The sequence below is a fragment of the Pseudoalteromonas sp. S3776 genome (assembly GCF_005886915.1).
In the GTDB taxonomy this organism is placed as follows: Bacteria; Pseudomonadota; Gammaproteobacteria; order Enterobacterales; family Alteromonadaceae; genus Pseudoalteromonas.
In genome coordinates this window covers 1-14,115 of sequence record NZ_PNCU01000043.1, presented here as the reverse complement: position 1 = coordinate 14,115, position 14,115 = coordinate 1, and the positions used below count along the sequence as shown (strand labels likewise).

Below are 14,115 nucleotides of genomic sequence, written 5' to 3'. Positions count from 1 at the left end.
TAAACAACGTTCAGGCTACTAAGCACTTAGACTTTGCTTTTTTAATTGATGGGCATGCCACTTGAGGTAATTGCTGCTCTTCATTGGCTTTGCGACTAGGTAGCCTTGTATGCAATCTGCATTGAGCAAGTTTAGTAGCTCAAATTGCGCCTCTTGCTCTACACCCTCGGCGACCACAGTAATATCTAAACTTTTACCAAGGCTTATAATCGTATTAACAATATTAAAGCCTTTGCCTTTATCTAAAATTTTATCAATGAAGCTTTTATCAATTTTTATTTCCTGAACAGGGAAGGCATTCAAATGTGCTAAGCACGAATAGCCAGTGCCAAAGTCGTCAATTGAAAACACAAATCCACGTTCTTGTAGTTCAGCCATTTGTTTTATTGTGCTGTTTATATCACCCGACAACATGGTTTCTGTGATCTCAAGTTTTATGTGTTGTGGCTTTATGTTGAACTCTTTAATTGTAGAGCATAGCTCACGGGTAAGCTGCGACGAATTAAACTGTATATGGCTAATATTTATAGATACACTAAAGTGCTCTTCTATCATATTGCTTTGACTAAGTTGATTGATAAGGCTACAAATATTACGAAGCACTATATTTTGCAGTTTTTGGAGCAAACCGTATTGTTCTGCTATGGGTATAAACTGGTTGGGCGCGATAACCCCTTTTTCTGGATGAATCCATCTAATCAGCGCCTCTGCACCCACTAAATTCCCTTGCATATTTATTTGCGGCTGAAAATACGCACAAAACTCATTATTTGCAATGGCCCTTACAATATCGGTTTCTAATTCAGCTTGTTTTTCAAGTAATGTTTGCAACCTAGGATCATAAAAGCTGCAGCTGTTTCCCCCTTTTTCTTTGGAGCGGTACATAGCGGTATCTGCAAATTTTAATATGTTATCGGTGATTGTGTGCTCTTCGTTGATTAAACAAATGCCTATACTACAGCTCACTTGAAATGCCAGCTCCCCAATTGAAAACTTATCGTTAAACACGCTTTGCACTTTTTTTGCGACTATTTCAGATTCAACACAGGCTTGGTGATTATGCTCACCAATGTATTCGAGTAAAATAATAAATTCATCGCCCCCCACTCTCGCTAACGTATCTGATGCTCTTAATACGCCACTTAAGCGTTTTGCCAATTCTTTTAGTACTTGATCGCCTGCGCCGTGACCTAGTGAGTCATTTATTCGTTTAAAGTTATCAACATCTAAAAACAAAAGTGCGCCCGTTTTGTTGCTGCGTTTAATACGCTCTACACATTTTTTTAAGCTGTCGCTGAGCATGCGCCTATTAGGTAACCCAGTTAAAGGATCAAAAAAAGCAAGCCGCTGCACTTCTTGCTCGGCTTTTTTGCGTAGGGTCACATCTCTTGCCATCCACACTACGTGTTTAAGTGTTGGATTGTCTGGCTGATAGTTGTTAAGTGCGGCCGCTCTACCTTCAAAGGTGATGTGGCCCTTAGGCACTTTTAAATCGTACTCAAATACTTGCATTTCATTAGTTTGGATGGTTTTGTTGATAACCCCCATAATCATGTCGGCATCTTTTACAGGGAACAAATCTTTTACACTTTGACCAACCAAATCATTCGATGATTCGAGTAATAAATCATTCGAGGTGCCATAAATATCGGTATAGACTCCCTCTTCGTTCAAAATCAAAATAAGATCGGGCATCACCTGCGTAAACGCTTTAAATTTTTCATTACTTTTTTGCAGGTCTGCAACTAGCTGCCTAGCTTTTAGCGATTCTGCGTTTTTTTCAAGTGCTATGCTGGAAAAGTGTACAAAATAGTCAATAAGCTCTAAATCTTGCTGTGTAGGTGCTTTAGGGGTGCCGTGGTAAATAGCAAACGTGCCTAATATTTCATCAGTGGTTGACACAATCGGGGATGACCAACAAGAGTATAAACCATAGCTTTGCGCTAACTCTTTGAAACCTTCCCATAAAGGTGAGAGGTTAATATCAGGCGCAATAATTCGTTCGTTTTTATAAGCAGCGGTGCCGCAAGAGCCAACGTTAGGACCTATAAATAAACCATTTATTGCCTTTAAATATCCATCGTCGATATTTGGGGCAGCACGATGAAATAACTGATTACCCGTTAAAGAAAGTATAGAGCACCTTGCCGAGCTGTCTTCAATGATCTGCTCTATAGCTAAACAAATATCTTGTAAAACATCGTCTAAAGCTATACCTAACGCAATTTTAGATAATATATTCTGCTGGTGAGATAACAATTGTTTTAGTTTTGCAGTATTCATACTTCACCATGCATCTAGGTACTATTAAGTTATTAAGCACTTTAAAAAAGCAGTGCATCAATAAATTCCTGCTCTTAGTTCGTATATTTAAATTGAGTATAGTTAAAAAACTTACAACGCGAGTTTTATTATTACGATTATAGAAATTGTTTTTAATAAAATAGCTAAATATCAGTGTTAGTATGCGTCAAGCCCACATTGTTTTGCAACAAAAAATAAACATTGTTAACAAAGCAACCCAACTAAGACATTCATCAACTTTTTAAAAATTTTGCAGGTTTAACACTTTGTTACTTAAAAAGGCTGTTCAAAATTATCAGTCTAATTATACTGCATGCAGATATGAGTCTTTTTTGAGGTTACTGTGCAGATCATACAAGGTATGGAATATTTTTTTTCGGGCTTTAAATTAATTAGCCAAAAAGGCCTTAAGCGCTTTGTGCTTATTCCGCTTTTACTTAATATTTTATTGTTTGGTAGTTCACTCTTCTTTTTATTTGGTTGGTTAAGCGACAGCTTTAATTATATCAACAACATGTTACCTGAGTGGCTTAGTTGGCTTGAGTGGCTAATGTGGCCTATAGCAATACTTGTTGTACTATTTAGTTACAGTATGCTTTTTACCGTAATAACCAACTTTATTGCCGCACCATTTAATGGCTTACTCAGTGAAAAAGTTGAGCTTTATTTAACAGGTCAAAAAATAAATGACGACGGTTTTGCTGATTTAGTTAAAGACATACCCCGCATGGTAGGCAGAGAGTGGACAAAGCTTTGCTATTACTTACCCCGCGCTATTGGCTTTTTTATTTTACTGTGGATTTTACCCGTTATTGGCCAAGTATTATGGGTTTTATTTACATGTTGGATGTATGCTGTGCAATACAAAGACTTCGCTTTCGATAACCATAAAGTAGGCTTTAAACAAATGAAAGACGATTTAAAGTCTAAGCAAGGCTTATCTTATGGCTTTGGCTTTGCTGTTATGCTGCTCACTGCAATCCCATTTATTAACCTAATTGTTATGCCCGTTGCTGTGTGTGGCGCCACCCGTTTGTGGGTAGATAATTACCGCTCTAAATACCGAGCGGGCTAAATAACACTATAGCAATTAATAAAAGCACCTTTTGGTGCTTTTATTTTACCTACTTCAATTTAAGTGCAGTGTAATTTAATTTAGCGCGCCTTGGCAGTGGTGCACTTTTTTCATCTTGTAAAATAAACGCAGTGATCACTATCGAGAATAACTGCTTTTTAAACGTTATATTGATGACTTCGCCTATTTTAGTTTTATAAGTATGCTGCTGATTAAACAGTTTAAGCTCGCCGTTTGCTAATTGCTCAACATACAAATAGGGGGTGTGCAAAGGCAGTTTTAACCTTATAACATTTAAACTGCTTTGCTCTTGCATTGCAATCCACTCAGCTTCTTTATAAAGCGTATTAAAACGCGTTATGCCCTCGGGCTGTAGTACAGAGTCTTTTTGTATTAAACACGTGCTGCACCCGTTTACACGCCTTTGCTGCCAATTTACTGGCTTGTTATTATAATAAAGTGCATCAGTTAGTAACCATTCACTATCATGGCTATTGCCAGTGTTATATGTGGCGTTTTGGCTACACGCAGCGATAAAACAAATAATAGCACCTTGCAAGAGGGCTGCTTTTTTAAATCGGTAGCTCATTTAGTGCTCTTTAATTGCTTTAATTTGGTTGATTATAAGCTCGCTTGGTGCTGCTTCTTTTATATAGCTAGGCAATGAAGTAGAAACAGCTTGAACACGTTGTTGTTGATACTGTTTATGGCTCATTGTATTGGCAACACCAAATCGATTGCCTGCACTTTGCGAGTAAAACTGCAGGTTGATCATGCCCCACTCGTCAGCGTCGGTAAGTATAGTAATTTGCGAGTCTTGGTTTGCATCAAAGTTAGTCAATGTATCGCCAAATATTGCATTGCAATTATAATCAACTGCCTCGGAGCCTGGTCTATTTAACCCGGCGCTTTCTTCAATAGCACTTTCATTTATATCTGCAGCACTACCATTTGAATAGTCAATTATAAAGTCATCTGTTGAGCCCGTTTGATTATTAGTATTTGGTACAAGGTCACAATTAATATTATTGGTATAAAACCGATCGTAATAACGGTCGCCTTCATTATTGCCTATGCTTGCAAGCCCCGTTAATTGATATAAGTAATTCATTGAGCTTAAATGGTTTGGCTTAAAGTTCACTTCTTCATCGCCACCATGGTAAAGCCCTAAATTATGGCCTAACTCATGAAAAATAGTAGATGCTTGGTAATTGTTCGTCACATTTTGTGATGTTTGATCATCAACCGATAACCCCCAACCGCCCATGGTCAACATTAGGTCATTACCATTTATTTCAGCAATACCCGAGCCACTAATGCTGCCGTCTTCGTTACCACTGTTTGCCATTAATAAATAATGAAAAATCGGACGGCGCGTTGTATCGGCATATTCCATTTTATAAGCAAATAAATTAGCTGTGCCTTGATCATATTCAAAGGGCGTGTAGCTGTTAAATGGTACGGTTGTACCGCCCCCTAAATCAAAGTTAGCGGTGGAAATACCCGTGCTTTGATCAAACAAATCGCCCACATCAAAGTGAACCATGTAACCATTAGATGCAAATACACTCACTACTTTTTCAAGTGCTATGCGCTGTGGCGTAATACCTGGATCTGTACTGTCCATATAATCAATTTCTATAAATATATCTTTTTGATTTTCACGCGCTCCCCATTCGTATAAGGGTAGCCCGCCAAAGGTTGAGCCTTCTTGCTCAGCACAATCTGGAATACCATCTAAATCAGTATCGGTATCACAGGTAACATCGTTTTGCCCTGCAGGCGTATTAAAAACTGAGTAAGCCCAATCGCTTGCTTGGTTAGTATCTGTTGCATTAAGCGCACGTTTTAAGCTTGACCCTTGTTCAGCCTGCATTGCTGGCGCATTGCCGCCTTGCCATTGCGCGGCACTAACTGGTTGCTGGTTAGAGTTACCAAATTTTACAAAGTCGATTGTTTGTGTTGCTGCACTGTTTAATAGCTCTGCATAGCCATTTATATACCAATAAGGACGTAGTTCATCGCTTTGGTTACCCACCAGCACAATTTTAGGGTTATTAAGTGCCGCACTTGCTAAAAATTCATCACCAAAGCGGCTTTGCAGTAAAATATAACTGCCGTTTTCTACTACTTTATTGGGTAAAGTAAATACTTGCTCGGCGCTTACTGAACTATCAAGCATATTAATTGCGTGCGTTTTTAATGAGTAATTTTGTAAATTAACAGCCTCTCCAGTGCCATTATAAATCTCAACCCAGGGCGTATCATTAGTAAATTGAACCGATATGATTTCAGTGATTTTTAAATCTTGGGTAGACGTAGTAAACTCACTCACTTGACCAGCTATTGAAGCAGTGCCGAAGAAATTTACTAGCAGATCAGTTAAGCGGACTTTGTATAGCGTGTTTTCTGAAAAATTAGCGCTTAGGTTAACGCTTTTAAAATACTCATTCGTTTCATCTGGCCCATCAGATATGCTTTCTATATTCAGTGCCACACAGGTTGCAAAATCATCACTTGATACCTGAATACTGCCTTCACAACTACCCGCGCTACTATTAACAGTTAACGAACTACTGCGCATTACATCAGAGAACGTAATGCTAAGGGGGGTGTCAACCAATACCGGTTCATCTGATCCATTAGGTGTTATTTCTGTCACCGTTGCAGCGCTGGTATCAACAACTATTGTGTTGAGTAAAAAGTTAGTGCTGTCTTCACCGTCACTGGCTATCAGAGTATAGCTTTTTGCAGAAATACTATTTACAGGCGGTGTATAGCTAAAGCGCAGCGCTTGGGCATCAATAACGCTTACTTGTGCCCCTTCTAAATCATCTGGAAAGATAATTTGTACCGTATCCCCATCGATGTCATTTACTGATAAATTAAATTCAGCACTTAAGTTGTACTCCACTTCAATGCTTACATCATCAGCTACAGGTGGAGTATTTGGCGGCACCACAATTACCGTTTTTTGTGCACTATTGGTTGCATCGTCGTTATCTTTAACTGTGGCTAAAAAGGTAATATTGGTGTTCTGAGCAACCGTTGGGGCCATAAAGGTAATGCTTGAATCGGTTTGCGTGAATTCGACCACAGGGCCGTTTGTTTGCTGCCAGCTTAGTTCGTTAATAGTGCCATCGTCGTCTTGCGCAGTGGCTGTTATTGTAACTGACTCATTTTGCATTGCCTCCTCAGGCCCTGCTAAGGTAATACTAGGCGCACTGTTTAATTGCGTAATAAGTACCGTTGCGCTGCCTTGCACAGTGCCTCCTGCATTATCAGTTACAGTAACAGTAAAACCTAGCGTTTCGTTTTCACTCACATTCGGTGCAGTAAAGTTTAGTGCACCTTCGGTTTGGCTAAATTCAATAGAGGAACCAGCAGATTGCACCCACACTATGCTGCTAATCGTGCCGTCGATATCTTGTGCATTAGCAGTTAAACTCACTTGGGTATTAGCCAGTGCGCTGCTTGGGCCTGTAATGTTTACCGTAGGAGGCGTATTTTGGACAGTAACCGTGCCTGAAAACACCTGCTCTGTTGTCGCCCCGTCGTTATCAGTTACTAGCACCGAAAAGCTAAAATTAGTGTCAGTATTTACACTTGGGGCCGTTACGGTGAGTGTGTTGCCATTAGCTGTAAAGGTAAATTCAGGCCCCGATAGCTGCTGCCACTGGTAACTAGAAACCTGCCCGTCGCTATCGCTTGCTTGAGCTGTAATGGTAAAGGTTTGACTAGCAAAAATAACACTGCTGCTAACATCAATACTAACGGTAGGGGCAGTATTAGCAGTCGAACCGCTGTCTGAGGAGTCACCATCACTGCCCCCGCCGCCGCAACCGGCTATTAAAAGTGATAAAAAAAGTAATCCTAGCCATTTGTAAACATTATTTAATACCACTTTTATGCCTCTATAATTTAGCTATACAAATTTTGGGGCACCTTAACAACGTTTAAATGAACGGTGACTTCCTCACGATCATGATACAAATGCTTTGCTTGCAACTCATAGGTTATACCGTACTTAGTAAGCTCTTCTTTGATCATCGTCAGGCATTCATAAACACTATCAAAGCGTTTTTTCATAGGCAGCTTTAAATTAAATATAAGCTCTTTGGCGTATGCGTTTACTGCCCAGTCAATCATTAGATTAGTCACTTTGGTTGGTTTTTCCACCATATCGCACACTAACCAATTAATATTTCTTTTTTCTGGGCGATATTTGAAACCATCGGCTCTAAAATGTTTAACTTGGCCTGTTTCCATCAAACTATCGTTCATTGGGCCATTATCTATTGCGCTCACAAACATGCCTCGGCGCACTAATTGATAGGTCCAACCGCCAGGGCAAGCACCTAAATCAACCCCTCGCATGCCTGGTTGTACTCGCTCTTCACGTTCTTTCTCAGGTATAAAAACATTAAAGGCTTCGTCAAGTTTTAACGTTGAGCGGCTCGGTCCATCACTTGGCATACGTAAACGTAAAATACCCATAAAAAATGGCGAATTATTATAGCTATACGAATACCCTACATACGCGGCATTATTGGCTAAAAATAGTATATGCATCACTGGGCGGTTTGCTTTTGGCTCACGCAATACCGTGTTTTGTTTTTCAAGTGCTTTTTTTAGTGGTGTTGATATTTTTTTACAAAAGGTCAGCAGCTCTTTGCCTTCGTTAGTATCGGGGGTTTCTACACGCAATTCACTGCACAATGGAAAATCCTTTGCGGTTTCTTTTAATGCCGTCACACGGTCCTCTACCGGCATATTTTCAATCAACGTACCTGCAAACCACTGGCGCGCAAATACCATATTTTTAAAGTCGACCTTTTTGATTATTTCGTCGCTGTGTTGCGCTTCAAAACATTCATAAATCACGTAGCCGGTATTTGGTTTGGCTTTAACATAGCCGGCAAAACCTTGCTCGGCAGCATGAAACGTTATTTCAGCAGCCGCATCGTTTTCAAAACCACTACGACAATAAATCACAACACTAGACATATTAACCCTTAAACTCTTTAAAACTTAAATCGTGCAACTTGCACTAAAATAACAACCCAACCAATTATAAAACATAACCCACCTAATGGGGTTATTGGGCCTAACCACTTCATTCCGCTAAGTGCTAATAAATACAAACTGCCACTAAAAAGCAGCGTACCGGCAATAAAAAAACCACCCGCCATAGTTAAATTAATACCCCACTTAATTAAAACCGCTACGGCTATAAGCGCTAGGCCATGCACCATTTGATACTCAACTGCGGTTTTAAATACCCCAAGTGAATACTCAGTTAAACGACTTTTTAAGCCATGCGCGGCAAACGCCCCTAACATAACCGACAGCATGCAAAAAAAGCTGCCTGTGAGTAAACATAATTTAATCATAATTGCTCCACTCTATTGGCTATAAATTTACCTGCTTCACGCGCCGCTGTTTCGCAGTTTTCAAGCTCGCTTGCACCACTTTTTTTACGAGGTTTAAGTGAATGGTCACCATCGCTAAGCCATACAAAGCTTGGCTGTTTTGGCATAGAAAGCGTTTTAAGCTCTTCGCGAGTGCCAAAGGTATCTCGTTCGCCTTGTAATACTAAAAACGGGCAAGGTATGTCTGCAAAGTGTTCGGTGCGTAACTTTTCGGGCTTACCGGGTGGATGAAACGGATAGCCAAACGCTAAAACACCAGCTATCGGTTGTGCAGAAGTACATGCAAGCATAGACGCCATGCGCCCACCCATCGACTTGCCGCCAATAAATAACGGTAAATTAGGTTGCGTATTTGTCAGTACTTGCTCGTAATAAGCTAACAGTTTTGGAGCTCGCTCTGGTGGCCTACGTTTTTGTGTTCGTTTAGTGATTTGCATGTATTCAAAATCAAATAAACCTACATCAATACCCTGCGCACTAATGAGTTTAGCCATATGCTGCATAAAATCAGAATCTGAACCAGCCCCTGCACCGTGCGCAAATATAAACTGTGCAATAGCCGGCTGCGTTTCACTTTTAAACCATTCAATCATTATTAATACTCTTGTTCTTGTTCAACCAAGCTGAGCATCCAATCTTTAAACGACACTATTTTACCCAGCTCTGTTTGCGACTCTCTGATCACTAAGTAATACGCATTTTTGCTTTCTAAACTGTGACTAAACGGGATCACTAAACGACCAGCATCTATATCGGGTTTGGCAAGCACACTATTGCCTATTGCTACCCCTTGGCCATGCACCGCGGCTTGCAATACCATTGACGAGTGGCTAAATATAGGGCCTTGATTCACTTGAACGTTGCGTACACCCGCCGTTTTCATCCAAGTTTTCCAGTTACGCCGTGTGGTATCGTGCAACAGCGTGTGTTGAGCTAAATCACTTGGCTCATTAAGCGGCTTATGACCGCTTAATAACAGCGGGCTGCATAAAGGCACTAAATACTCTGTGTGTAGTTTGTAAGTTTGAACCCCGCTCCAATGCCCTCTGCCATAATAAATAGCAATATCTACATCATCACTTAATGAATTTTCATCTTGGTCTTGCGCTTTTATACGCACATCTATTTCAGGGTGCAGCTCATTAAACAAACTTAACCGAGGTACTAACCACTGAATCGCAAAACTAGGAGTTAAGCTTACGGTAAGTGACCCCTTTGCACCGCGAGCAAGTAGCTTTTCGGTAGCATCTATTAACTGCGTAAAAATCTCTTTTATATCTAAAAAGTACCCTTGGCCTTCTTCAGTTAACAACAACGAGCGGTTTTTACGTAAAAACAATTTTAGGCCTAAATGTTCCTCAAGTGTTTTAATTTGGTGGCTCACTGCTGCTTGCGTTACATACAGTTCTTCTGCTGCTTTAGTAAAGCTTAAGTGGCGTGCCGCAGCTTCAAAAGCTTTAAGTGCGTTTAATGGAGGGACTCGTCTTGACATAGTAACCAAGCTTAGAATTAGTTTTTCTTATGCGTAAGATTATATACAGCATCGTTGTGCGTGTATATTAAAGGAATAAAAAAAGCGACCTAAGCCGCTTTTTAACTAGTACCTAAATAGGTGTTAAATTATAAATCGCTTGCGCTTGTATCAAGTGGTGCAAAGCTTTTAATTAAATCATCTACCGCTTTCATTTGCGATAAGTACCCTTCAAGCTTACTAAGTGCTAATGCACATGGGCCATCACACTTTGCTTCATTAGGATTAGGGTGCGCTTCAATAAATAAGCCCGCTATACCCAATGCCATGCCACTGCGAGCAAGCTCGGCAGCTTGTGCACGGCGTCCATCAGCAGAGTCTGCTCGCCCGCCTGGGCGTTGTAGCGCATGGGTTGCATCAAAAATAACCGGTGCCATAGCTTTCATATCATCCATACCTAGCATATCAACCACTAAGTTGTTGTAACCAAAGCTTGAGCCGCGCTCACACAGTGCAACATTGTTGTTACCCGCTTCATTAAATTTAGTAATGATATGACGCATTTCATGGGGTGCTAAAAACTGTGGTTTTTTCACATTAATAATGGCACCCGTTTTAGCCATAGCGACTACTAAATCTGTTTGGCGTGCTAAAAATGCAGGTAACTGAATTACATCAACCACTTCAGCAACAGGCGCTGCTTGGTGTGGTTCGTGCACGTCGGTTATAAGCGGAATATTAAAGGTATTTTTAATCTCTTCAAATATTTTTAAGCCTTCTTCCATACCTGGACCGCGGTATGAATTTATTGATGAGCGATTCGCTTTATCAAACGAGGCTTTAAATACATAAGGAATATTTAATTTAGACGTTACTTCTACATAGTGCTCTGCAATGCGCATTGCTAAATCGCGCGATTCTAAAACATTCATACCACCAAATAATACAAATGGTTTGTCGTTTGCCAGCTCAATGTTATTAATATTAATTACTTGGTTGTTCATTTAAATTCCTTAAGGTGCAACTGCTTGCATCATTAATCCACAAATGTAGGCCATATATGTACCTACACCATACCCTAGTACAGCTAATAACACGCCCACTGGCGCAAGCGAAGGGTGAAATGCAGAAGCCACCACAGGCGCCGACGCAGCGCCGCCAACGTTAGCTTGCGAGCCAACCGCCATATAAAATAACGGTGCTTTTATTACTTTGGCCACAATCAGCATTAAACTTGCGTGTGTTAGCATCCAAATAGCCCCAATTAAAAATAACCCAGGGTTACTAAATATAGCGGTTACGTTCATGTGTAAGCCAATTGATGCTACTAAAATATATAAAAAGCTTGAAGCAACTTTTGATGCGCCAAACGCTTCTATTTGTCTTACTTTAGTAAATGATAAACTAATACCAATCGTGGTTGAAATAACAATTAGCCAAAAGAATTTACTGTTTAAGCTGTACTCTTTAGCCCACGCATAATTGTTATCAAAAAACGGCCCTAAAAAGTCGGCACAAAAATGAGCGAGCCCTGTTATACCAAATGCTATGGCAATAATGGTCATGTAGTCATTAAGTGTCGGCATGCGAGCATGCTCTGCATGGTATTGCTCAACACGGTTTTTTAAATCTTCAATGGCGGTAGTATCAGCCCCTGTTGCGGCATCAATTTTTTTATGGTTTGCGGCCATTAGTAATAAAACAGCCATCCAAATATTCGCCACAATCACATCAACGGTCACCATAACCGAGAAAATATCGCCGCCCACTTCAAACATTTCTTTCATTGAAGCTTGGTTAGCGCCGCCACCAATCCAGCTGCCGGCAACCGTTGTCATACCACGCCAAACAGCATCTGGGCCGTGGCCGCCTACTAAATCAGGGCTAAATACACTCACCACTAAAATTGATAAAGGTCCACCTATCACAATACCTAGCGTTCCGACTAAAAACATTATGAGCGCTTTGGGGCCTAAATTGATAATCGCTTTTAAATCAATACTAATGGTAAGTAAAATTAAACATGCAGGCAGTAAATATCGCGAGGCAACATAATAAATATTGGAGCTATGCCCATCAACAATGCCAAAGGTATTGAGTAAAGAAGGTAAAAAGTAACACAGCAATAATGCCGGTACATACTTATAAAATGCTTTTAGTTTGGGATTTTCGCTGCTAGAGGTTTTAAAAATAAACCCTAAAATTACAGCAAGCAACCCCAGTACAACAGCATCATTGGTAATTAATGCAGTGTGAGTATCAGCCATATTTGTTCCTATTCTTAATGGTGTGTTTTATTATTATCTTCAAGTTCTTCTAGTTGATGCTGAATAATTTCGATTGCCGGGTCGTCTGGGCACTCATCAATAAAAAACTGTAAATCATCGCGTGCCATTTTAGGACAATCTAACTGGTTGAGTAAGTAACCTCTGTCGCGTCTCTCATACGGGTCATCGCCTAATAATTCCATCAGTAACTCAACACATACCAGCGCGTGGCCAAATTTATTTTCACTAATAAACGACCATTTTTGCTGCGCTAAAAACAGTTTATAAACTTCATCGTTATAGATAAACTCAAGTGGCTCTTGTTCTTGGCCATTTTCTTCATCCGCATTTTCAGGAATGATATACCAGCTTTGTTGTCCACTGCTCGGCTCAATAATGTAGCCTTCTTCTTCACTTATTGCGACATGAACGCTAATATCGCCCTGATTAATACACACGCTAGCATCTAGCTGCGCTTGCTCAAGCAAGTGTGTTAATAAAATTCCTAATGTGGTTACAGAGCCGCTGCGCATGGTGAGTGTGTAACTCAAACTATTTATTTTATGCTCTGGCACCTTTAAGCCTGAGGCACTAAATAGCCACTTGCTATAAAAAGTATCAAGTAAAGCTTCTAATCTATCGTGAGGGTCTTTTTGCTTAACGCACAATGCATTTATCTGCTGTTCAAAGTCAGTTAAAACAGAAAAAGTAGGTGCTAAGTCTATTTGAGGGTCCCATTTCGATTCTGCATTAATACACCGATAAAGTGGCGGTGGAGTAAATTCATCATATGCATCATCTAAATAAGATTCGTCGTGTTCGTCATACCCGAGGGTGGTCATCAATACTACAACATTTATTAAAAAACGAAGGCATAGTTTACCTAATTTTAAGGATAGTTACCAATCCAGCAAAGCTTTGGCTTATAAATTAAGAATAGTGATGCGCTTTACAAAAAAGTGGTAGCACGGTAGCTTGTGAAAGTGTGAAGGATTTGGCAAATACAGAGCGGCGTTTGCCGAATAAAGCGTTTTTCTAGGGTGCTGTGCGTGTCTAAAAAAATTAAACACGCACCGACTCTTAACCAAAAATTCTTATAAAAGTAGCGGCGCTTTAGCCGTTGCTAAATACCCTATTGCTAAAATGACCACCGTATTAACCGCCACATACATAATTTTAGGCAGTGTTTTCGTTTGTTTAACGCTAATAATACCTATCGCAATATAAATCACCACAAGCACTATTTTTTCTAATAACCATAGTTGCTCAAATGGGTTTATTTTGGCCATAAATACGAGTGTAAATGCAGAAATAAGTAACAAAGTGTCAATGCTGTGACTGCCAATAAAAACCAATTTATTTTTGGCAAACTTGCCACTGCCCATACGCGAAAAAGAGCGGATGTAAAATAAAATAACGCTTAGCATAGCAATTGCCATGTGTGAGTGTTTTACTGCTAAATAATCCATAAGCCTCAGTACTTTTTGTTTTATTAAAATTATTATACCAACCCGCATAAGTAAGTGATCTGTTCTGAGGATGGAAAAACGTGTTGATAGCAAGGCA

The 14,115-nt window shown here is 40.0% G+C and carries 12 protein-coding genes; 1 reads left to right on the top strand and 11 read right to left on the bottom strand.

What is annotated here, in order from left to right:
- Window positions 1–18: 18 nt before the first annotated feature.
- Entirely contained in the window at window positions 19–2,283 is a 2,265-nt protein-coding gene (locus CWC16_RS16330) for a bifunctional diguanylate cyclase/phosphodiesterase (RefSeq protein WP_138542266.1), read from the bottom strand.
- A 382-nt stretch (window positions 2,284–2,665) separates the two neighbouring features.
- Between CWC16_RS16330 and cysZ the strand changes: the two genes are divergently transcribed.
- A complete protein-coding gene (gene cysZ, locus CWC16_RS16325; RefSeq protein WP_171037676.1) occupies window positions 2,666–3,379 on the top strand; it encodes a sulfate transporter CysZ in 714 nt (237 codons plus the stop codon).
- A 49-nt stretch (window positions 3,380–3,428) separates the two neighbouring features.
- Here cysZ and CWC16_RS16320 read toward each other — a convergent pair whose 3' ends face one another.
- From CWC16_RS16320 to CWC16_RS16275, 10 genes are all read right to left on the bottom strand, one after another.
- A complete protein-coding gene (locus CWC16_RS16320) occupies window positions 3,429–3,968 on the bottom strand; it encodes a hypothetical protein (RefSeq protein WP_138542264.1) in 540 nt (179 codons plus the stop codon).
- A complete protein-coding gene (locus tag CWC16_RS16315; protein WP_138542263.1) occupies window positions 3,969–7,283 on the bottom strand; it encodes a PKD domain-containing protein in 3,315 nt (1,104 codons plus the stop codon).
- 17 nt (window positions 7,284–7,300) lie between these two features.
- Entirely contained in the window at window positions 7,301–8,386 is a 1,086-nt protein-coding gene (gene rlmM / locus CWC16_RS16310) for a 23S rRNA (cytidine(2498)-2'-O)-methyltransferase RlmM (protein ID WP_138542262.1), read from the bottom strand.
- A gap of 17 nt (window positions 8,387–8,403) precedes the next feature.
- Window positions 8,404–8,772 carry a DUF423 domain-containing protein gene (locus tag CWC16_RS16305; protein ID WP_171037675.1) on the bottom strand — a complete coding sequence of 123 codons (369 nt, stop codon included), beginning with the start codon at window positions 8,770–8,772 and terminating at the stop codon, window positions 8,404–8,406.
- Window positions 8,769–9,404 (bottom strand): alpha/beta family hydrolase, encoded by a 636-nt coding sequence (locus CWC16_RS16300; protein WP_138542261.1) that lies wholly within the window; start codon window positions 9,402–9,404, stop codon window positions 8,769–8,771. Before CWC16_RS16300 ends, CWC16_RS16305 begins: the two co-directional genes overlap by 4 nt.
- A 2-nt stretch (window positions 9,405–9,406) precedes the next feature.
- Window positions 9,407–10,303, bottom strand: coding sequence for a transcriptional regulator GcvA (locus tag CWC16_RS16295; protein WP_055016476.1), 897 nt, complete (start codon window positions 10,301–10,303; stop codon window positions 9,407–9,409).
- Window positions 10,304–10,431: 128 nt separating this feature from the next.
- Window positions 10,432–11,286 (bottom strand): 3-deoxy-8-phosphooctulonate synthase, encoded by an 855-nt coding sequence (gene kdsA, locus CWC16_RS16290; protein WP_055018788.1) that lies wholly within the window; start codon window positions 11,284–11,286, stop codon window positions 10,432–10,434.
- A 9-nt stretch (window positions 11,287–11,295) separates the two neighbouring features.
- Window positions 11,296–12,549, bottom strand: coding sequence for a DUF819 family protein (locus CWC16_RS16285; protein ID WP_138542260.1), 1,254 nt, complete (start codon window positions 12,547–12,549; stop codon window positions 11,296–11,298).
- A gap of 14 nt (window positions 12,550–12,563) precedes the next feature.
- Window positions 12,564–13,391 (bottom strand): tetratricopeptide repeat protein, encoded by an 828-nt coding sequence (locus tag CWC16_RS16280; RefSeq protein ID WP_138542259.1) that lies wholly within the window; start codon window positions 13,389–13,391, stop codon window positions 12,564–12,566.
- A gap of 252 nt (window positions 13,392–13,643) precedes the next feature.
- Window positions 13,644–14,018, bottom strand: coding sequence for a SirB2 family protein (locus CWC16_RS16275; protein WP_138542258.1), 375 nt, complete (start codon window positions 14,016–14,018; stop codon window positions 13,644–13,646).
- Window positions 14,019–14,115: the final 97 nt, after the last annotated feature.

Bases quoted from the DNA above. Each gene is read 5' to 3' on its own strand.
- rlmM (WP_138542262.1), bottom strand. From the start codon at position 8,386: ATGTCTAGTGTTGTGATTTATTGTCGTAGTGGTTTTGAAAACGATGCG.
- cysZ (WP_171037676.1), top strand. From the start codon at position 2,666: ATGGAATATTTTTTTTCGGGCTTTAAATTAATTAGCCAAAAAGGCCTT.
- CWC16_RS16275 (WP_138542258.1), bottom strand. From the start codon at position 14,018: ATGGATTATTTAGCAGTAAAACACTCACACATGGCAATTGCTATGCTA.
- CWC16_RS16305 (WP_171037675.1), bottom strand. From the start codon at position 8,772: ATGATTAAATTATGTTTACTCACAGGCAGCTTTTTTTGCATGCTGTCG.
- CWC16_RS16320 (WP_138542264.1), bottom strand. From the start codon at position 3,968: ATGAGCTACCGATTTAAAAAAGCAGCCCTCTTGCAAGGTGCTATTATT.
- kdsA (WP_055018788.1), bottom strand. From the start codon at position 11,286: ATGAACAACCAAGTAATTAATATTAATAACATTGAGCTGGCAAACGAC.
- CWC16_RS16300 (WP_138542261.1), bottom strand. From the start codon at position 9,404: ATGATTGAATGGTTTAAAAGTGAAACGCAGCCGGCTATTGCACAGTTT.
- CWC16_RS16285 (WP_138542260.1), bottom strand. From the start codon at position 12,549: ATGGCTGATACTCACACTGCATTAATTACCAATGATGCTGTTGTACTG.
- CWC16_RS16295 (WP_055016476.1), bottom strand. From the start codon at position 10,303: ATGTCAAGACGAGTCCCTCCATTAAACGCACTTAAAGCTTTTGAAGCT.
- CWC16_RS16330 (WP_138542266.1), bottom strand. From the start codon at position 2,283: ATGAATACTGCAAAACTAAAACAATTGTTATCTCACCAGCAGAATATA.
- CWC16_RS16280 (WP_138542259.1), bottom strand. From the start codon at position 13,391: ATGACCACCCTCGGGTATGACGAACACGACGAATCTTATTTAGATGAT.